Source organism: Dorea sp. AM58-8, from assembly GCF_003464045.1.
Classification (GTDB): Bacteria; Bacillota; Clostridia; order Lachnospirales; family Lachnospiraceae; genus Claveliimonas; species Claveliimonas ammoniilytica.
In genome coordinates this window covers 35,518-55,361 of record NZ_QSDM01000014.1, presented here as the reverse complement: position 1 = coordinate 55,361, position 19,844 = coordinate 35,518, and the positions used below count along the sequence as shown (strand labels likewise).

General features: G+C 42.1%; 17 protein-coding genes and 3 pseudogenes. All 20 read left to right on the top strand.

What is annotated here, in order from left to right; all coding sequences use genetic code 11:
* Nucleotides 1–122: 122 nt before the first annotated feature.
* Entirely contained in the window at nucleotides 123–602 is a 480-nt protein-coding gene (rlmH, locus tag DXA18_RS10940; RefSeq protein ID WP_118383901.1) for a 23S rRNA (pseudouridine(1915)-N(3))-methyltransferase RlmH, read from the top strand.
* Between the two features lie 59 nt (nucleotides 603–661).
* Nucleotides 662–2,038, top strand: a complete 1,377-nt coding sequence (locus DXA18_RS10935; protein ID WP_118383900.1) for an MATE family efflux transporter — start codon at nucleotides 662–664, stop codon at nucleotides 2,036–2,038.
* Between the two features lie 75 nt (nucleotides 2,039–2,113).
* On the top strand, nucleotides 2,114–3,070 hold the full coding sequence (locus DXA18_RS10930; protein WP_330424548.1) for an FprA family A-type flavoprotein: 957 nt from the start codon (nucleotides 2,114–2,116) through the stop codon (nucleotides 3,068–3,070).
* The gene (locus tag DXA18_RS17010; protein WP_330424547.1) at nucleotides 3,046–3,273 is read left to right on the top strand and encodes a hypothetical protein; all 228 of its coding nucleotides are present in this window, start codon (nucleotides 3,046–3,048) and stop codon (nucleotides 3,271–3,273) included. The genes DXA18_RS10930 and DXA18_RS17010 overlap by 25 nt, the downstream gene beginning before the upstream one ends.
* 80 nt (nucleotides 3,274–3,353) lie before the next feature.
* The gene (locus DXA18_RS10925) at nucleotides 3,354–3,623 is read left to right on the top strand and encodes a YabP/YqfC family sporulation protein (protein ID WP_118383930.1); all 270 of its coding nucleotides are present in this window, start codon (nucleotides 3,354–3,356) and stop codon (nucleotides 3,621–3,623) included.
* A gap of 13 nt (nucleotides 3,624–3,636) precedes the next feature.
* Nucleotides 3,637–4,818 (top strand): sporulation protein YqfD, encoded by a 1,182-nt coding sequence (locus tag DXA18_RS10920; RefSeq protein ID WP_158567123.1) that lies wholly within the window; start codon nucleotides 3,637–3,639, stop codon nucleotides 4,816–4,818.
* Between the two features lie 39 nt (nucleotides 4,819–4,857).
* A complete protein-coding gene (locus DXA18_RS10915) occupies nucleotides 4,858–5,850 on the top strand; it encodes a PhoH family protein (protein WP_118383898.1) in 993 nt (330 codons plus the stop codon).
* 1 nt (nucleotide 5,851) lies between these two features.
* Entirely contained in the window at nucleotides 5,852–6,346 is a 495-nt protein-coding gene (ybeY, locus tag DXA18_RS10910) for an rRNA maturation RNase YbeY (protein WP_118383897.1), read from the top strand.
* A gap of 11 nt (nucleotides 6,347–6,357) precedes the next feature.
* On the top strand, nucleotides 6,358–6,843 hold the full coding sequence (locus tag DXA18_RS17005; RefSeq protein WP_330424546.1) for an oligosaccharide flippase family protein: 486 nt from the start codon (nucleotides 6,358–6,360) through the stop codon (nucleotides 6,841–6,843).
* Between the two features lie 41 nt (nucleotides 6,844–6,884).
* Nucleotides 6,885–8,006 carry a lipid II flippase MurJ gene (locus DXA18_RS10905; protein WP_334294380.1) on the top strand — a complete coding sequence of 374 codons (1,122 nt, stop codon included), beginning with the start codon at nucleotides 6,885–6,887 and terminating at the stop codon, nucleotides 8,004–8,006.
* An 81-nt stretch (nucleotides 8,007–8,087) separates the two neighbouring features.
* Nucleotides 8,088–8,453 (top strand): hypothetical protein, encoded by a 366-nt coding sequence (locus DXA18_RS10900; RefSeq protein ID WP_118383896.1) that lies wholly within the window; start codon nucleotides 8,088–8,090, stop codon nucleotides 8,451–8,453.
* Between the two features lie 47 nt (nucleotides 8,454–8,500).
* Nucleotides 8,501–8,722, top strand: a complete 222-nt coding sequence (locus tag DXA18_RS10895; RefSeq protein ID WP_118383895.1) for a DUF896 domain-containing protein — start codon at nucleotides 8,501–8,503, stop codon at nucleotides 8,720–8,722.
* Between the two features lie 2 nt (nucleotides 8,723–8,724).
* Complete coding sequence (locus DXA18_RS10890) at nucleotides 8,725–8,904, top strand: DUF4250 domain-containing protein (RefSeq protein WP_118383894.1); 180 nt, start codon at nucleotides 8,725–8,727, stop codon at nucleotides 8,902–8,904.
* Entirely contained in the window at nucleotides 8,870–10,312 is a 1,443-nt protein-coding gene (gene miaB / locus DXA18_RS10885; protein WP_118383893.1) for a tRNA (N6-isopentenyl adenosine(37)-C2)-methylthiotransferase MiaB, read from the top strand. The genes DXA18_RS10890 and miaB overlap by 35 nt, the downstream gene beginning before the upstream one ends.
* 131 nt (nucleotides 10,313–10,443) lie before the next feature.
* A pseudogene (locus DXA18_RS10880) lies at nucleotides 10,444–10,859 on the top strand (putative ABC transporter permease).
* A 110-nt stretch (nucleotides 10,860–10,969) separates the two neighbouring features.
* Nucleotides 10,970–12,520, top strand: coding sequence for an L-glutamate gamma-semialdehyde dehydrogenase (locus tag DXA18_RS10875; protein ID WP_118383891.1), 1,551 nt, complete (start codon nucleotides 10,970–10,972; stop codon nucleotides 12,518–12,520).
* A gap of 138 nt (nucleotides 12,521–12,658) precedes the next feature.
* Nucleotides 12,659–15,286: a DNA mismatch repair protein MutS gene (mutS, locus tag DXA18_RS10870; protein WP_118383890.1), complete on the top strand. Its 2,628-nt coding sequence runs from the start codon at nucleotides 12,659–12,661 to the stop codon at nucleotides 15,284–15,286.
* 3 nt (nucleotides 15,287–15,289) lie between these two features.
* Nucleotides 15,290–17,321 (top strand): annotated as a pseudogene (mutL, locus tag DXA18_RS10865) (DNA mismatch repair endonuclease MutL).
* Between the two features lie 18 nt (nucleotides 17,322–17,339).
* Nucleotides 17,340–18,299 (top strand): tRNA (adenosine(37)-N6)-dimethylallyltransferase MiaA, encoded by a 960-nt coding sequence (miaA, locus tag DXA18_RS10860; protein WP_118383889.1) that lies wholly within the window; start codon nucleotides 17,340–17,342, stop codon nucleotides 18,297–18,299.
* A 236-nt stretch (nucleotides 18,300–18,535) separates the two neighbouring features.
* Nucleotides 18,536–19,818, top strand: a pseudogene (locus tag DXA18_RS17460) (methionine gamma-lyase family protein).
* The last annotated feature ends 26 nt before the right edge of the window (nucleotides 19,819–19,844 follow it).

Below are 19,844 nucleotides of genomic sequence, written 5' to 3'. Positions count from 1 at the left end.
AAAAGGCTGCGTATTATTGCGCAGTCTTTTTTGTCTGCAACGATTCAAAGTGTTTGCTTATCTTCACTTCTGATGCTATGATAATATATTGTATCGCTAAAAATATGAGAATGGAGAATTTGATGAAAATAACACTGATAACTGTAGGGAAGATTAAAGAAAAATATCTGAAAGATGCGATTGCAGAATATAGCAAGCGTCTGAGTCGTTACTGCAAACTGGAGATTGTGGAAGTGGCAGATGAAAAGACACCAGATAACGCAAGTGACACCGCAGAAGATGCCATCCGGGACAAAGAAGGCGAACGGATCCTGAAGTATATAAAGGAAGATGCTTATGTGATCACACTGGAAATAGCCGGGAAAATGCTGACTTCTGAGGAGATGGCAGAAAAGATTGAGAAACTTGGCGTGCAGGGAACCAGCCATATTATATTTATCATCGGTGGTTCCATTGGCCTTGGCAAGGTAATATTAAAAAGATCAGATTATGCACTGAGTTTTTCAAAAATGACATTTCCACATCAGTTAATGCGTGTCATTCTTCTGGAACAGATCTACCGCAGCTATCGGATCATGAACCACGAACCATATCACAAATAAGATCCATATATAAACAGTACTTACATAACAACATTTATAAAGGAGCATGAGAGAGTACGATGAGTGAAAATAAAGATTTCCTGGAAAAGGAACCAATAGGAAAATTATTGTTGAAGCTTGCACTGCCAACTCTGGCAGCACAGTTTATTAATATGTTATATAATATCGTAGATCGTATTTATATTGGACATATTCCTGGCATCGGAGCCTCAGCACTGACAGGTGTCGGCGTATGTATGCCTTTGATTCTGATCGTATCAGCATTTGCAGCGCTGGTAGGATATGGTGGAGCACCGCGGGCATCTATCTATATGGGAAAGAAAGAACAACATACAGCAGAACAGATTCTCGGTAACTGTTTTGCGTTACAGATCATTGTATCATTGATCCTTACAGCGATTCTTCTAAAATGGAACCGGGGTCTCTTACTTGCATTTGGCGCAAGCGAGAATACCATCGGATACGCTTCCAGCTATATGAATATTTATGCGATCGGAACGATATTTGTGGAACTGACTCTAGGCATGAATGCATTTATTACCGCACAGGGATTTGCAAAGACAGGTATGTATTCTGTATTAATCGGAGCTGTAAGTAATATCATTCTGGATCCGATCTTTATCTTTGGACTGCATATGGATGTACGGGGAGCGGCACTTGCAACGATCATTTCTCAGGCACTGTCCTGTATCTGGGTGGTTGCATTCTTATGTGGCAGGAAGAGTTTTATCCGCATACGAAAAGAGAACTTGCGCCTGATACCTGGGATTATTTTGCCTTGTCTGGCACTTGGACTCGCGACCTTTATCATGCAGGCGAGTGAAAGCGTTATTTCTATCTGCTTCAATTCTTCTCTGCAACGATATGGCGGGGACATTGCAGTAGGAGCTATGACGATTCTTACAAGTGTTATGCAGTTTGCAATGCTTCCGCTGCAGGGATTGTCTCAGGGAGCACAGCCGATCATCAGTTACAATTATGGGGCATCCAATGCTGAAAGAGTCAAAGCTGCCTTCTGGCTGCTTTTAAAAATCAATATGATCTATGCAGCAGTACTCTGGGCATTGGTAATGCTGATACCGGGTGTGTTTGCCGGAATTTTCACATCCAATGCTGAATTAATTGAATTCACGATTCCGGCACTTCGTATCTATATGGCGGTTATGTTCCTGTTCGGGATTCAGATATCCTGCCAGATTACGTTTAATTCACTTGGAAAGGCACTGGAATCCATTATTGTTGCAGTTGTGCGTAAGTTCGTTCTTCTGATCCCATTAATCTATATCGTTCCAATGATATGGAACTCTGACCGGACTATGGCAGTCTATATGGCTGAACCAATCGCAGATTTCTTTGCGATTACATTTACGGTACTGTTATTCCGGGTGCGTTTCAGGGATGCACTGAAGAAGATACAGAAACCGACAGGAAAATAAATGCGACTGTCTTGCATTTTCCCGAAAGAGGCAGTATGATGTAAGAAATTGTGAATCGAAGGAGGCTGTATCAGCATGAAAAAGATAACAGAAGATATATATTACGCAGGCGTCAATGACCATCAGGTGGATTTGTTTGAAGGACAGTTTGCAGTACCGAATGGTATGGCATATAATTCATATGTGATCATGGACGAGAAGATTGCAGTAATGGATACGGTAGATGTGAATTTCGGTGAGGAATGGCTTGCTAACGTAGCGGAAATACTCGGAGACAGAAAACCGGATTATCTGGTAGTTCAGCATATGGAACCGGATCATTCTGCGAATATCACAAAATTTGTCGAAGCATATCCAGAGGCTAAGGTTGTAGGTAATGCCAAGACATTTCAGATGATCGAGAATTTCTTTGGCTTAAATCTTGCAGACAAACAGGAAGTTGTGACGAATAACGGTACACTCTCACTTGGAAGTCATGAGCTTACATTTGTATTTGCACCAATGGTACACTGGCCAGAAGTTATGGTCACATACGACAGCAAGGATAAGATTCTCTTTTCAGCAGACGCCTTTGGTAAATTTGGTGCACTGGATGTAGAAGAAGACTGGGCATGTGAAGCAAGAAGATATTACTTCGGAATCGTTGGAAAGTATGGCGCGCAGGTGCAGGCTCTGTTAAAGAAGGCAGTCACTCTTGATATTGAAAAGATCTGTCCACTGCACGGACCGATACTGACAGAAAATCTTGGTTATTATCTGGATCTTTACCAGACGTGGTCATCTTACGGTGTAGAGACAGAAGGCGTTATGATTGCTTATGCATCTGTCTATGGCAATACGAAGAAAGCAGCTGAACTTCTTGGCGAAGAGCTGAAGGCCAATGGATGCCCACGTGTAGTAGTTGCTGATCTTGCAAGAGAAGATATGGCAGAGTGTATCGAAGATGCATTTCGCATGGTAAGCTGGTACTTGCAACCATTACTTATAATGGTGGAGTTTTCCCATTTATGCAGACATTTATTGATGGGCTGAAAGAGCGTAACTTCCAGAACCGTACAATAGGTATCATTGAGAATGGTTCCTGGGCTCCGGTTGCAGCCAAGAATATTAAGTCTATGATGGAAGGCTGTAAGAATCTTACCTGGACGGAGACATCCGTAACTATTAAGTCAGGTGTAAAAGAGGAGACAAAAGCACAGATCAAAGCTCTCGCAGATGAGTTGTGGAGCAAATAATACAGCTTCAAAATGATATATTTGAATAGTCGGAGAAAGCCATGCATAGGATATTACAAAACTATGTGTGGCTTTATTTTATGAAAGATAAATTAATTGATCACGTGTCCGATGCAGCAGAAATGCCAAAGGATGTGGCGTTAAAAGCTCCCATTTTGACGCTGACCGGGCGGACGGAACTTACGATAGAAAATTACAGGGGGATTCAGGAGTATTCGGAATTACTGATCCGTGTACAGACTGGGAGTGGTGAAGTACGCATAAAGGGTAAAAATCTGTGGATTGAATACTATACAAATCTGGAAATGCTTATACGTGGACGAATTATTGCGGTTGAATTTAAAAACTGAGGAGTGGGTATACGTGATTGAAAAGGTTATAGGTTATTTCAGGGGAAGCCTGCGCATCCGCATCTCCGGCTTTTCACCTGAGAGGTTTTTGAATGCCTGTATGCACCGGAACATCTATATCTGGAATATTCAGCCGGTTCAGGACTTCTACGAAATGAATATCAGTATCTCGGATTTTCGCATGTTAAAACCGATTTTAAAAAAGACAGGAGTTCGTGCTGTGATTATAAAACGGTATGGGTTCCCTTTTTTTCTGTTTCAACACAGGAAAAGAAAAGTGCTCTTTGGTGGAGCGGTATGCGCGGCAGGATTTATTTATCTTATGTCCCTTTTTATCTGGGAGATTGATATTACCGGTAATCGAAGATACACGGATGAAGCCCTGGAAGAATTCCTCGCAGATTACAAGATACGACCAGGTATTCTGATATCCAGTGTAGATTGCACTGATATTGCCACATTACTGAGAAAGTCCCATGACAGAATCATCTGGGTATCGGTCTCGGTAGATGGCAGTACATTAAATGTGCGGGTAAGAGAAAATGAAGATTCCGGAGATGAAGGCACTGATTATGCAGTTATGCAGCAGGATGGAAATGATCTGGTTGCAGAACGAAGTGGTATTATAGAAAGTATGATTGTACGAAAAGGAATTCCGCTGGTAAAAAAGGGGGATACCGTTGAAAAGGGACAGATCCTTGTAAGCGGCGCAGTACCTGTGGTTGGTGACGACGGAGAGACGACAGGCTATCAGTATCAAAAGGCAGATGCGGATATCAGAGCACGGACAATTCTGGAATACGAAGACACGGAAAACGTTCAGTATCCAGAAAAGATATATTATGATTTTCAGCAAGCAGAACCATATCTCCAGATTGGAAATCTGTATCTTAACAGCGGAAAATCGGATAAAATATCAGATCAGGCGGAAATTTACACCCTGGAAAAGAACTTTTCTTTTGGAGAACATTTTTCGATTCCTGTACGGATTGGGAGTCGTATTGGCCGGTATTACTATATAGAGCAAAAAAAACATACCGGGAAAGGACTACAAAAGATACTTAGCATGAACTATCAGCATTTTACAGAGACTCTGGGGAAAAAAGGGGTAGAAATTATCTCGAATGATGTTAAAATATACACAGGCGCATTTGCGCCAAGGCTTTCGGACAGCTTACAGTTATTACTGATATAGCAGTTCCTCAGCCGATCAGTATTATGGAGGATAACACAGATGGGGATGATTGAAACAACAGTAGATATTCCTGCTGAGCATCAGGCAAATGTATTCGGACAATTTGATGCATTTGCAAAGAAAATAGAACGAACATTGCACGTGACTCTGATTGCCAGAGATGACACTGTGAAGATTCTGGGTGAAGAGACTGTGGCACTGCAGGCGAAAAGTGTACTGGAACAGCTTACGGCGCTTGCAAGACGTGGCAATCAGATTCAGGAACAGAACGTGAATTACACACTGGCGCTTTCTATGGAACAGAGCGAAGGTAAAGTACTTGAGATTGATGATGACATTATCTGTCATACATTGCAGGGGAAACCTATCAAGCCTAAGACATTGGGACAGAAGAAATATGTAGATGCGATCCGGAAACAGATGATCGTATTTGGGCTTGGACCTGCCGGGACAGGTAAAACATATCTTGCAATGGCGATGGCCATTACTGCATTTAAGAATAACGAAGTAGGGAGGATCATTCTGACAAGACCAGCGATTGAAGCGGGAGAGAAGCTTGGTTTCCTGCCGGGTGATCTGCAGAGTAAGATCGATCCGTATCTGCGCCCATTGTATGATGCACTGTATCAGATCATGGGAGCGGAAAGTTTTCTTAAGAATTCAGAAAAAGGTCTGATCGAGGTGGCGCCTCTTGCATACATGCGAGGCCGTACACTTGACAATGCCTTTATTATCCTGGATGAAGCACAGAATACTACACCTGCGCAGATGAAGATGTTTCTGACGCGTATTGGATTTGGCTCTAAGGTAGTTATTACCGGAGATTCGACGCAGAAGGATCTTCCGGCAGGTCAGACTTCCGGATTAGATGTGGCCATTAATGTTGTCAAAAAGATTGAAGAGATCTCGGTATGCAAGCTTACCAGCAAGGATGTAGTTAGACATCCACTGGTACAGCAGATTGTAAAGGCATACGAAGATTATGAGTCAAAGAAGTCGCGTGGCAGAGAACACGGTAAGAGGAGAAATTAATATGACATTAAATTATGAAGAAGAAGGCGAGGTAAAGCTTCCGGTCGACTGTGAGGGCCTTGCAAAAGAAGTGATTGAAGCAGCACTTGATTATGCGGAATGTCCTTATGAGGCAGAGGTGAATCTGTTATTGACTACGGATGAAGAGATTCATCAGATGAACAAAGAACACAGAGGTATTGATCGTCCGACAGATGTACTTTCTTTTCCGATGGTTGAATACGAAGAAGCAGGACAATTTGATTTTCTGGAAGATCAGTATGACTGTTTTCATCCGGAGACCGGAGAACTGCTGCTTGGGGATATTGTGATCTCTAAAGACAGAGTAATCGCTCAGGCAGAAGAGTACGGACATGAAATAAAACGAGAATATGCTTTCCTAATTGCTCATTCTATGTTACACTTATTCGGTTATGACCATATGGAAGAGGAAGAACGTAAGACGATGGAACGTATGCAGAATGAGATTCTAAATGCACTGAATATCGTTCGCTAGAGGAAAAGATTATGTCAAAGAAAAAAGAAAACAGCTTTCTGATGCAGGGCGCTATCCTCGCTGCCACTGCATTAATTACAAAAATTATCGGACTTGCTTATCGTATTCCGGTGACTAATATTATGGGAGCCGAAGGAAATGGATACTACGGAATGGTATTTCAAGTATACAATCTGGCACTGATGTTAACTTCTTACAGTCTGCCGACTGCCGTATCCAAATTGGTATCTGCAAGAGTGGCTACCGGACAGTACCGCAATGCATACCGCGTTTTCCGTGGAGCAATGACATTTGCGATCATAGCCGGTGGTATTGTTACTGCAATCGTATTCTTTGGAGCAGGATTCATTGCGACAGATATTATGAAGATGGATCTGTCCGTCTATGCACTCCGTGTACTGGCACCATGTATTCTGGTTGTTGCATTTCTTGGTGTATTTCGTGGGTTCTTCCAGGGCTTCGGAACCATGATCCTACGGCGGTATCACAGACTGTAGAGCAGATCATCAATGCGATCGTAAGTATTGTTGGCGCATACATGTTATTAAAGGTTGGACAGAATTCCGTATCAGGAGCAGACAAGAAATCTTATGGAGCAGCTTACGCAGCAGCAGGTGCAACATTGGGAACGGTTGCCGGTGCACTGGCTGCCCTGGTATTTTTGATTCTTTTATTCTGTGTCTTTAGAAAAGGCTTCAAAAAGCAAATGAAACATGATACAGAACATCGTACAGAGAGTGGTAAACATATTGCAAAAGTACTGCTTTTTACGATTGCACCGGTTATTTTAAGCGCTACCGTATACAATATCAGTAACCTGTTAGATCAGGCGGTATTTACAAATGCTATGGCAGCGCAGGGAATGCCGAAAAAAGAATACACTGAACTTCTTGGTATGTTCAGTGGACAGTATGATACGATCACCAATATTCCGCTGAGTGTTGCAAGTGCATTGGCGGCATCCTTTATGCCAAGTCTTGTGGCTACGATTCAGACAGGAAGCCGTAAAGAAATACATAATAAGATTGATCTGGTCAGCCGATTTAATATGATCATTGCGATTCCATGCGCAGCAGCATTTATTACACTTGGCAAACCGATCCTGGATCTGTTGTATTTTACGCAGGATAATACAATTCCGGCAATGCTGCTTAAGATTGGTGGAATTTCGGTTGTATTTTTCTGCCTGTCTACTGTGACCAATGCAGCACTTCAGGGTATGGATCATATGTCACAGCCTGTTAAGAATGCAGCAATTTCGCTGGTAATCCATCTGGTTGCACTGTACATTATGCTGGTAGCATTTCATTGGAATATTTATTCTATTGTCGCAAGTAAGATTATTTTTGCAGCTGCGATCTGTGTTTTGAATGACAGAGATCTCAGGAAATGCAGCGGCTATGTACAGGAATACCGTAAGACATTTATTATCCCTGGTATATCGGCAATTATTATGAGTATCGTGGCACTTGGTGTTCATCTGGTGTTTGAGTTATTTGCAGGACCTCATATTGCGACTGTGATTGCGGTACTTGTGGCAATTGCGGTATACTTTGTGGCATTGATTTTATTGAAGGGTGTTACAGAAGCGGAAATTAAGACATTACCGATGGGTACAAAGATTGTTGGTCTTTTCAAAAAGCTTCATTTGCTTCGATAGGATATTGCATCAGATAATCGAAAGGTGATTGTATAAATACAGAGTGGATAACCGATACTATACTAAAAAAGGAGATTTCCTATGAATAGTAAAAAGTATAGTATCTGGTTTCTGACCGTATCTCTGGTCATCATTGTTCTGCTTGCCGGAGCATATCAGTTAAGTTATTATGCTGCGGTAGACCGTCAAAAAGAGGAGATAGAATCTGAGCTGAAGCAGAATCCTGTTCAGACGACGGAGGGCAGCGCTGAGAAAAATGCTGGCTATTACTTAATGCAGAGGGAAGGGTTTGTGATTGTCTGTCTGCAGGATAAAAAAACAGTATATGAATATACAAGTATTGAAGTAACCGAACTTCCGGTTACACTTCAAAATGAAATTAAGAATGGTAAATACGTGGAAAGTCTGCAGGAATTATATGGCTTTCTGGAAAATTACAGTAGTTAGATAAAATAAGATAACTTAAAACAGTTAATCTGGAAAGGATTGTTACAATGGATAAATCTAGAATTGATCGAATCAATGAGTTATACCGTAAGTCAAAAGCAGAAGGTCTGTCAGAAGTTGAGAAGATGGAACAGCAGATTCTTCGAAAAGAATATATCGATGCGATAAAACGCAACCTTAGCTCGCAGTTGGATAATATTTCGATCCAGGAAAAGGATGGAAGTATTACCGATCTTGGTAAAAAACACGGACATAAGAAAGGAAATTAAGGATGAACAATCTGCCCAAAGATCCGATGCTGCTGTTAAGTGTTGTGAACACTAAGCTTCGGGATTTTTACGACTCACTGGATGCTTTCTGTGAGGATCTTGGAGTCAATAAGGAAGAATTAATCGAAACACTGAAAGGAATAGATTATGAATACGATGAAACCAGACATCAGTTTGTCTGAGCAGATTCCGGTAACAGAACCGGAGCGTCAGTACTATTACATAGAAAAAGCGAAAAAATACGTAAAGAACCTGGAAGCACAGATCGGTCATCAGCCGACGTTCTGTGTGGTAACCTTTGGGTGTCAGATGAATGCCAGAGATTCAGAAAAACTGGTAGGTATCCTTCGTAAGATTGGATATGCGGAAGAGGAAAAAGAAGAGAATGCGGATTTTGTAATCTACAATACCTGTACTGTCCGCGAAAATGCAAATATGAGAGTCTATGGGCGTCTGGGACAGTTAAACCGTGTCAAGAAAAAACATCCACATATGATGATCGGTCTCTGCGGCTGTATGATGCAGGAACCGGAAGTTGTAGAGAAGTTAAAAAAGAGTTATCGGTTTGTGGATCTGATTTTTGGAACCCATAATATCTATAAATTTGCAGAGTTAATTACCACTCGTTTCGAGTCAGACCGCATGGTCATTGATATCTGGAAAGATACCGATAAGATTGTAGAAGATCTGCCAAGTGAACGAAAGTTCCATTTTAAATCCGGTGTTAATATTATGTTTGGCTGCAATAATTTCTGTAGCTACTGTATTGTGCCGTACGTAAGAGGGCGAGAGCGGAGCCGTGATCCGAAAGCAATTGTGCGTGAGATCGAACGTCTTGTGGCAGATGGTGTAGTGGAAATCATGCTGCTTGGTCAGAATGTCAATTCCTATGGCAAGAATCTGGACGAGCCAATGTCATTTGCCGAACTTCTGCAGGAAATTGAAAAAATTGAAGGACTGGAGCGCATTCGTTTCATGACTTCTCATCCTAAGGATCTATCTGATGAACTGATCGAAGTTATGAAGAATTCCAAGAAGATCTGTAAGCATCTTCATTTACCGGTGCAGTCCGGAAGCACAGAGATTCTGAAGAAAATGAACCGTCGTTATACAAAGGAGCAGTATCTTGACCTGGTAGAACGGATTAAAACTGCGATTCCGGATATCTCACTTACTACGGACATTATTGTAGGATTCCCGGGAGAGACAGAAGAAGATTTTGAGGATACCATGGATATTGTGAAAAAGGTACGATACGACAGTGCATTTACGTTCATTTATTCCAAACGTACCGGAACACCGGCTGCTGTTATGGAGAATCAGGTTCCGGATGATGTGGTTCACGAACGTTTTGATCGACTCCTTGCGGAAGTACAGAAGATCTCAGCAGAAGTATGCTCCGTACACGAAGGTAAGACGGTATCTGTTCTGGTAGAATCTGTGAATGATCACGACGACACACTGGTTACCGGAAGAATGAGTAATAATCTGCTGGTTCATTTCCCAGGAGAAGCTGATTTGATCGGTAAGATTGTAGAAGTGCATCTGGATGAATGTAAGGGATTCTATTACCTTGGTACACAAGCTTAAATTAAATTTATACTATTTAAAGCAGCTTGTAGATGCTGCAAATGGTGGAATCTGCCACCTGTAATTATAAATATTTTGAACTTAAAACGCTCACACTATGTGGTAAGAAACATAGTGAGGGCGTTTTTATGATGCGGAAAATCAGTAAATATTTATTTTTTGGGCACTTGGCGGTGCTCTGTATTATACATTTGAAATACTGTTCCGTGGATTTTCCCACTGGTCTATGTATGTGCTTGGTGGTATCTGTTTTGTGTTTTTTTATATTCAGGGAGAGAGCATGGGATGGCAGGAACCTGTCTGGAAACAGACGCTTCGCTGTACCGTATTTGTAACGGCAGGGGAATTCATTACAGGAATCATCGTAAATAAGTGGCTGCATTACAGTGTCTGGGATTACAGCCAGATGCCGTTACAGGTATTTGGACAGATCTGTGTACCTTTTATGATTGTTTTTTCAGGTCTAAGTGTACTTGGAATTTTTCTCAGTGGCTATCTTGCATTTTATCTTTACAAAGAAGTTAAACCGTCGTATCATATTCTATAACTTAATGAACACAAATTGAATTTTTGTATACAATTATACAAAAATGTATTGACTTGCAAAAATCCAACTGCTAATATATAGAAAACGAACGATAGCTGGAGGTATACAAAATGTTAAAAGGATTTAAGAATGCTACAGAGCTTGATTTTACTATTGATGAGAACAAAGTAAAAATGGAAGAAGCTTTTCAGCTTGTTGAAAAGGAAAAAGGATCTGTATTTCCACTGATTATTAACGGAGAGAGAATCGAGACAGAGAAAAAGATTACCTCTCTTTCACCTGCTACAAAGGAAGTGCTCGGATATGCATGTTCTTGCAGCCAGGAACTTGCTGAAAAGGCTATTCAGGGAGCGAATGAAGCATTTAAGAAATGGAGCGTTACTCCGTTAGAAGAGCGTGCACGTGCACTTAGAAAGCTTGCCAGATTAGTAGAAGAGAATCGTTATTATATCGATGCATGGAATGTAGAAGAAAGTGGAAAGAACTGGGGCGAAGCAGATGGAGAGCTGTGTGAGCTTCTGGATTTCATCAATTCATACGTGATGCATATGAACAATCTGGAAAAAGGACTGGAGCTTGTGCCTACAGATGAATATACCAAATGTATCTATATTCCAATCGGTGTAGGCGTGGCTGTTCCACCGTGGAACTTCCCGTTATCACTGATCGGTGGTATGGTTGCAGCGGCAGTCGTAACGGGTAACAGCATTGTATGTAAGCCATCATCAGATTCACCGATCGTTGCCTACAAATTCGTGGAGCTGTGCGAGAAAGCAGGAATCCCGGCAGGTGTTGTAAACTATATTCCAGGATCAGGATCAGATATCGGAGATTTCATTGTGGAGCATCCACTTACAAGATTCATTAACTTCACAGGATCTAAAGAGATCGGATGCCGTATTAATGAGCATGCCGCTAAGATTTCTAAGGGTCAGAAATGGATCAAACGTGTCGTTGCAGAGATGGGTGGAAAGAATGCAATTATCGTAGATTCCAGTGCTAACATTAAGAAAGCAGCTCAGGGAATTGCAAGTTCTGCATTTACATTCCAGGGACAGAAATGCTCTGCATGCTCAAGAGCTATCGTTATGAGCGACGTATATGATGAACTGGTAGACGCAGTTGTAGAAGAAGCTAAGAAGTTAAAAGCTGATCAGGGTGCAGGACTTGATAATGCAGCCATCGGACCGGTTATCAACCAGAATGCATACAACAACATTACTTCTTACATCGAAGTGGGACGTAAAGAAGGAACTATCGTATATGGTGGTACATACAGTGATGAGAAGGGTTACTTTGTGGATCCGACAGTCATCCGAGATATCAAGAGAGATGCAAGAATTGCAAATGAAGAAATCTTTGGACCTGTACTTGCAGTGATCAAAGTAGATTCTTTTGATGAGGCACTTGATATTGCTAATCAGACAGAATATGGTCTGACAGGTTCTGTATACAGTGAGACAAGAGAGAATATCATGAAAGCTAAAGTTCAGTTTAACGTTGGTAATCTGTACTTTAACCGTAAATCTACTGCAGCAGTTGTACTTCAGCATCCATTTGGCGGATTCAATATGTCCGGTACAGATGCCAAGACAGGAACAAGTGATTACCTTACAAACTTCTTGAATCTGAAGTCTATTACAGAAGATTTGACAGATTAATAGTGAGAATTATCGCGAAAGAGGCTATTGAAAAATAGTCTCTTTTTTCTTTTATGAATCCACAAAAGATGCTATACTAGACTATGTATGTCAAAAGATAAGTGAAAGAGGAGAATAGATGTGGCACAATTAACACCAATGATGCAGAAATATATGGAGACCAAAAAGGAGTATCCGGATTGTATTTTGTTTTACCGTCTGGGTGATTTCTATGAGATGTTTTTTGATGATGCGATTACCGCATCAAAGGAACTGGAGATCACATTAACCGGTAAAAGCTGTGGTCTGGAAGAACGTGCACCGATGTGCGGTGTCCCATACCATGCAGTAGACGGATATCTGAACCGGCTGGTTTCCAGAGGCCATAAAGTGGCAATCTGTGAGCAGGTAGAAGATCCTGCCACAGCCAAGGGACTGGTAAAGCGAGAGGTTGTCCGGGTGGTGACACCGGGAACTATTTTGAGCACCCAGAATCTGGATGAGAGTAAGAATAATTATATCATGTGCATCGTATATATCGAGGATCGATATGGGCTTTCTGTAGCAGATGTGACAACCGGAGAATATCTGGTATCGGAAGTGGAGAACAGTGAAAAGCTTTTTGATGAGATCTACAAGTTCTCTCCGGCAGAGATCATCTGTAATGAAGCATTCTATATGAGCGGTGCAAGCCTGAATGATCTGAAAGATCGTCTTGGAATTGCTATTTCAGCATTGGATGCAGCATATTTTGACGATGCACTGTGTGCACGCACGTTGAAGGAACATTTTCACGTAAGCTCTCTGGAAGCGATTGGTCTGGACGATTATAATTGCGGAATGATCGGCGCAGGTGCACTTCTGGAATATCTTTATGAGACGCAGAAAACATCCCTGAACCATATCAGCAGACTGACACGATACGCCGTAGGCAAATATATGATCCTGGATAATTCGACCAGGAGGAATCTGGAGCTCTGTGAAACATTGCGTGAAAAACAGAAGCGCGGTTCATTGCTGTGGGTACTGGATAAGACCAAGACGGCTATGGGTGCCAGACTTCTGCGCAAATATATCGAACAGCCGTTAATCGACCGTACCATGATCGAAGAGCGGTTAGAAGCAGTGAAAGAACTAAAGAATAATGCAATATCCAGAGAGGAATTGCGGGAATACCTTTCTCCAATCTATGACCTGGAGCGTCTGGTCGGACGAATCTCGTATCAGTCAGCCAATCCAAGAGATCTGACGGCATTGAAGAATTCCATGGATATGCTTCCACCGATCAAATATCTGTTAGAAGATATGAAGAGTCCTCTGCTTGCCAGACTCTGTGAAGAACTGGATACACTGGAAGAACTCTGTAAACTGGTTGGAGATGCAATCTGTGATGAACCGCCGCTCGCTATGAAAGAGGGAGGCATTATCCGGGAAGGATTTAATTCGGACGTTGATACTCTGCGCAATGCCAAAACAGAAGGTAAGGACTGGCTGGCACAGCTTGAGGCAGATGAACGTGAAAAGACAGGAATTAAGAATCTCCGTGTTCGATACAACAAAGTATTTGGATACTATCTGGAAGTGACTAATTCCTACAAGGAGCTGGTACCGGATTACTATACACGTAAACAGACACTTGCCAATGCAGAACGTTATATTACACCGGAATTAAAAGAACTGGAAGACACGATCCTGGGAGCGGAAGACAAACTCTATGCGCTTGAATATGAATTATATTGTCAGGTACGTGACAGCATTGCAAAAGAGATTGTAAGGATCCAGAAGACGGCTGCTGTCGTTGCACAGATTGATGTTCTCACATCTCTGGCTCTTGTGGCAGAGCGTAATAACTATGTGTGTCCGAAGATCAATGAACGTGGTACGATTGATATTAAGGACGGTAGACATCCTGTAGTGGAGAAAATGATTCCGAATGACATGTTCATATGCAATGATACGTGTCTGGATGACCGAAAGAATCGTGTATCGATCATTACGGGTCCGAATATGGCAGGTAAATCGACCTATATGCGGCAGACAGCGCTGATTGTGTTGATGGCGCAGATCGGTTCATTTGTACCGGCTTCCAGTGCGAATATTTCTATTGTAGACCGTATCTTTACCAGAGTCGGAGCGTCCGATGACCTGGCAAGCGGTCAGAGCACCTTCATGGTGGAAATGACAGAAGTTGCCAATATTCTAAGAAATGCAACACGCAAGAGTCTGCTGATCCTGGATGAGATTGGCCGCGGTACCAGTACATTTGACGGACTATCTATTGCATGGGCTGTGGTAGAACATGTAAGCAACACCAAATTACTTGGCGCAAAGACGCTGTTTGCAACCCATTACCATGAACTGACTGAGCTGGAAGGCAAGATTGATAATGTAAATAATTACTGCATTGCCGTAAAAGAGAAAGGAGACGATATCGTATTCCTTCGCAAAATCGTAAAAGGTGGTGCAGATAAGAGTTATGGTATTCAGGTGGCCAAGCTTGCAGGAGTGCCGGAATCCGTAACAAACCGGGCAAAGGAGATTGTAGAAGAGTTGTCCCACGCAGATATTACTTCCAGAATCAAAGATATTGCAGTGGCTGGTCAGGAGACGAAACAGAAGACAAAGCGTCTGGATGAAGTGGATCTGGCGCAGATGTCATTATTTGACACTGTAAAAGATGATGATGTGCTGAAAGAGCTGAAGGAACTGGATATCAGCAATCTGACACCGATTGATGCTATGAATACACTTTATCAGTTACAGAACAAACTCAAAAACAGGTGGTAAAGCATGAGTAAAATACAGGTATTAGACCAGATTACAATTGATAAGATTGCGGCCGGCGAAGTCATTGAACGACCAGCCTCTATTGTAAAAGAGCTGGCAGAAAATGCTATCGATGCCGGTGCCGGTGCAATCGTAATAGAAATAAAAGAGGGTGGAATCTCATTTATACGCATTACAGATAATGGATGTGGTATTGCAAAAGAAGATGTATCGAATGCATTCTTGCGTCATTCTACCAGCAAAATCCGTTCCGTAGACGATCTGATGGATATTCACACATTAGGATTCCGTGGCGAAGCACTGTCAAGTATCGCTGCTGTGTCCAGAGTAGAACTGATCACCAAAACCAGAGAGAATGACTTTGGAATTACTTACCGAATTGAGGGCGGAAAAGAAATATCTATAGAAGAAACGGGTGCACCTGATGGCACTACATTTCTGGTCCGCCAACTCTTTTATAATACTCCGGCACGACGTAAATTCTTAAAAACGCCGATGACAGAAGCAAGTCATGTTGCTGATCTGGTAACCAGACTTGCCCTTTCGCATCCAGAGATATCTTTTCAGTTTATTAATAACGGACAGTCAAAGATTCATACTTCCGGCAATGGTAATCTTAAAGATGTAATCTACCATATCTATGGAAGAGATATTGCATCTCATCTTCTGGAAGTGAAAGCTGAAAATGAACATCTGAAACTGACCGGCTATATCGGAGAACCAATTGTATCCAGAGGTAATCGTAACTTTGAAAATTATTATATTAATGGCAGGTATGTAAAAAGCCAGATGATCTCAAAAGCAATCGAAGATGCCTATAAGGATTTTACGATGCAGCATAAGTATCCATTTACTGTTCTGCATCTAGAAGTCAAAGGAGATCTGTTGGATGTGAATGTACATCCAACTAAAATGGAAGTACGCTTTGGCAATCAGCAGGAAGTTTATAATTTTCTCTGTGAAGCAATCGGCAGAAGTCTGCACCACGAAGAGTTGATACCTCATGTGGAAGTGCCTGAACCGCCACAATCGGCAGAGATAAGCTTCTCAAGCACAGCATCAAAGGAAAAGAACAAAAAAGCAGAAGAAAAACAGAGTTCGCTCTGTAATATCGATAACGTAAAATCAAAAAACCAGAGCACGCTCCAAGAAAAACAGAGCACGGTCGGTATTTTTAAAAATAAAAGTCAAGAAAAACAGAGCACGCTCTGTAAAAATACAGGCAAAACAGGTAAAAAAGACTTGGATTACTTCATGAAACAGATGCGCGAACGGGTAATGTCCCGCCATCAGGAGGAAGAAGCTGAAAAAAATGTTCCTGTACATGAAATCACAAAGTCGAATGTTATAAAAGAAGAAACTGTGCCTTATCGCAGTACGCCAGCGCAGGATACCGTGCCTGAAAAGCCAAAACAGTTAAACCTGTTTGAAGAGAAACTTTTGGATAAGCAATCTGTAAAAGAACATCGGATTATAGGTCAGCTTTTTGAAACATACTGGCTGATTGAATTCCAAAACAGTCTGTATATCATTGATCAACATGCAGCGCATGAGCGTGTATTATATGAAAAGACACTTCAAGGAATGAAAAGCCGTGATTATACTTCCCAGAATATCAGTCCGCCAATTGTGTTAAATCTGTCTATGGGTGAAGCACAGCTTTTGGAAAAATATATGGATCAGTTCACTCGAATTGGGTTTGAATTTGAAAACTTTGGTCCGGATTCCTATGCAGTGTGCGCAGTGCCGGACAATCTTTTCAGCATAGCTAAGAAGGATCTTCTGATGGAAATGATTGACAGTCTGTCAGATGAGATTTATACTGGTCTGACGCCGGATGTTGTAGATGAAAAGATAGCATCCATGTCATGTAAGGCTGCCGTTAAAGGAAATATGAAGCTTTCTTACGCAGAAGCTGACGCATTGATCGGCGAGTTGCTTGCATTAGATAATCCGTATCATTGTCCTCATGGGCGCGACCATTATCTCCATGTCAAAGCGGGAGATTGAAAAGAAATTTAAGCGTATTGTATAACAATAAAGGAGCATTCCTATGAAAAGACCACTTATTATATTGACCGGACCTACGGCCGTAGGGAAAACGGCTTTGTCTATCCAGCTTGCGAAAGCAATTGGCGGAGAGATCATTTCTGCCGACTCAATGCAGGTATATCAATATATGGACATCGGATCTGCCAAGATCCGGAGAGACGAAATGGATGGCGTGCCTCATTATCTGGTAGATGTATTGAAGCCCGAAGAAGAATTTCATGTTGTCCGGTTTCAGGAAATGGCAAAAGAAGCCATGGAAAAGATCTATGCAAACAATCATATTCCAATCGTCGTAGGCGGCACCGGATTCTACATTCAGGCACTTTTGTATGATATTGATTTTACGGAAAGCGACAGCGATGCTTCCTATCGCAGCGAATTGGAATGCTATGCTGACGAACACGGTGTCAACGCATTGCACGAAAAACTGCGTGCCATTGATCCGGAATCTGCGGACAGTATTCATGCGAATAATGTTAAGAGAGTGATTCGCGCACTGGAATATTACCATTTGACAGGTGAAAAGATATCCGTACACAATGCCAGAGAACGGGAAAAAGAATCTCCATATGATTATCGATACTTCGTTTTGAATGACAAACGGGATCATCTGTACCGGAGAATAGATCTGCGCGTAGACCAGATGATGGAAGAAGGGCTGCTTCAGGAGGTTAAGCGGTTAAAAGAAATGGGATATCATCGGGGAATGGTGTCTATGCAGGGACTGGGATATAAAGAAATCCTGAGTTATCTGGATGGTGAAATATCATTGGATGAAGCAGTTTATGAGATCAAACGTGACACCAGACATTTTGCCAAAAGACAGATCACATGGTTCAAACGAGAGCGGGATGTGATCTGGGTAAATAAGGATGAATATGGTTATGATGAAAAAAAGATTCTGAATTCTATGATGGCAGAATTGGCTGATGATCCGGCATTTGGAAAAATACGCGGATAAATTATGATGTTGGGGTCAAAAGCCCCCAACTATGATGCCTGCGGATTGTTCCGTGCTATGCACTCCCACAATCCTCCCAATTATTCGCATATCGTGGGATTAGCATCCCACTTTTAGGCTCATATTGGGGCGGGTCCCAAGGTCTTTCATCCACTTATGAGCGAGCTCATGTGGATTTAGACCTTTTGACCCTGGCATCATAAATTATAGAAGATATAACGAAGGAGAAGATATATATGTCAGTTATTACGGAAATGTACCGGGAAATGGGAATTCGAAACTCTGTTGTCAATCTCGGTAAAGAAATAGAAGCAACATTAAAAGAAAGATTTGATACAATTGATGAGATTGCAGAATACAACCAGTTAAAAGTCGTTCACGCTATGCAGAAAAATCATGTCAGCGCAGCCTGCTTTGAATATGCAAGCGGTTATGGATATGATGATCTGGGACGTGATAAACTGGAAAAAGTTTATGCCGATGTTTTCCATACGGAAAGTGCGCTGGTTCGTCCACAGATCACCTGCGGAACGCATGCACTGGCGTTGGCTCTGTCAGCCAATCTCCGTCCGGGGGATGAATTGGTATCCGTGGCCGGCAAGCCATACGATACACTGGAAGAAGTAATCGGTATCCGACCATCAAAAGGTTCTCTTGCAGAGTACGGTGTCAGCTATTCTCAGGTTGATCTTTTGGAAGACGGAAGTTTTGATTTTGAAAATATCCCAAAAGCAATCCATGATAATACAAAGATTGTTACCATTCAGCGTTCAAAAGGTTATCAGACCAGACCAAGTTTTTCAGTTGAACAGATTGGTGAAGTGATCGCATTTGTGAAAAAGATTAAACCGGATGTGATCTGTATGGTAGATAATTGTTATGGAGAGTTCGTAGAACGATTGAACCAAGTGATGTAGGAGCAGATATGGTAGTTGGCTCTCTGATCAAGAATCCGGGAGGCGGTCTGGCTCCGATCGGCGGATATATTGCCGGTCGTGAAGATCTGATCGAGAACTGCGGTTATCGCCTGACTTCTCCGGGACTCGGACGTGAAGTTGGTGCCTCTCTTGGCGTCATGAAAGACTTTTATCAGGGCTTCTTCCTGGCACCGACCGTCACTGCAAGTGCATTAAAAGGAGCCATTTTCGCTGCCAATATTTACGAGAAGCTTGGATACCATGTAATTCCGAACGGTTCTGAGAGCAGACATGATATTATTCAGGCAGTGGAATTTGGCAAATCGGAAGGTGTCATTGCATTTTGCAAAGGTATTCAGGCAGCTGCACCGGTTGATTCACATGTAACACCGGAACCTTGGGCGATGCCCGGATATGACAGTGATGTAATTATGGCGGCAGGCGCATTTGTACAGGGATCATCCATTGAACTCTCAGCGGATGGTCCGATCAAACCGCCATATGCCGTATATTTTCAGGGAGGACTTACCTGGCCACACGCTAAGCTTGGTATCCTCATGTCGCTGGAATATCTGGTAAGAGATGGCATTGTATCTTTATAATATTGGTACTGCAAAGGGAGGAGCGG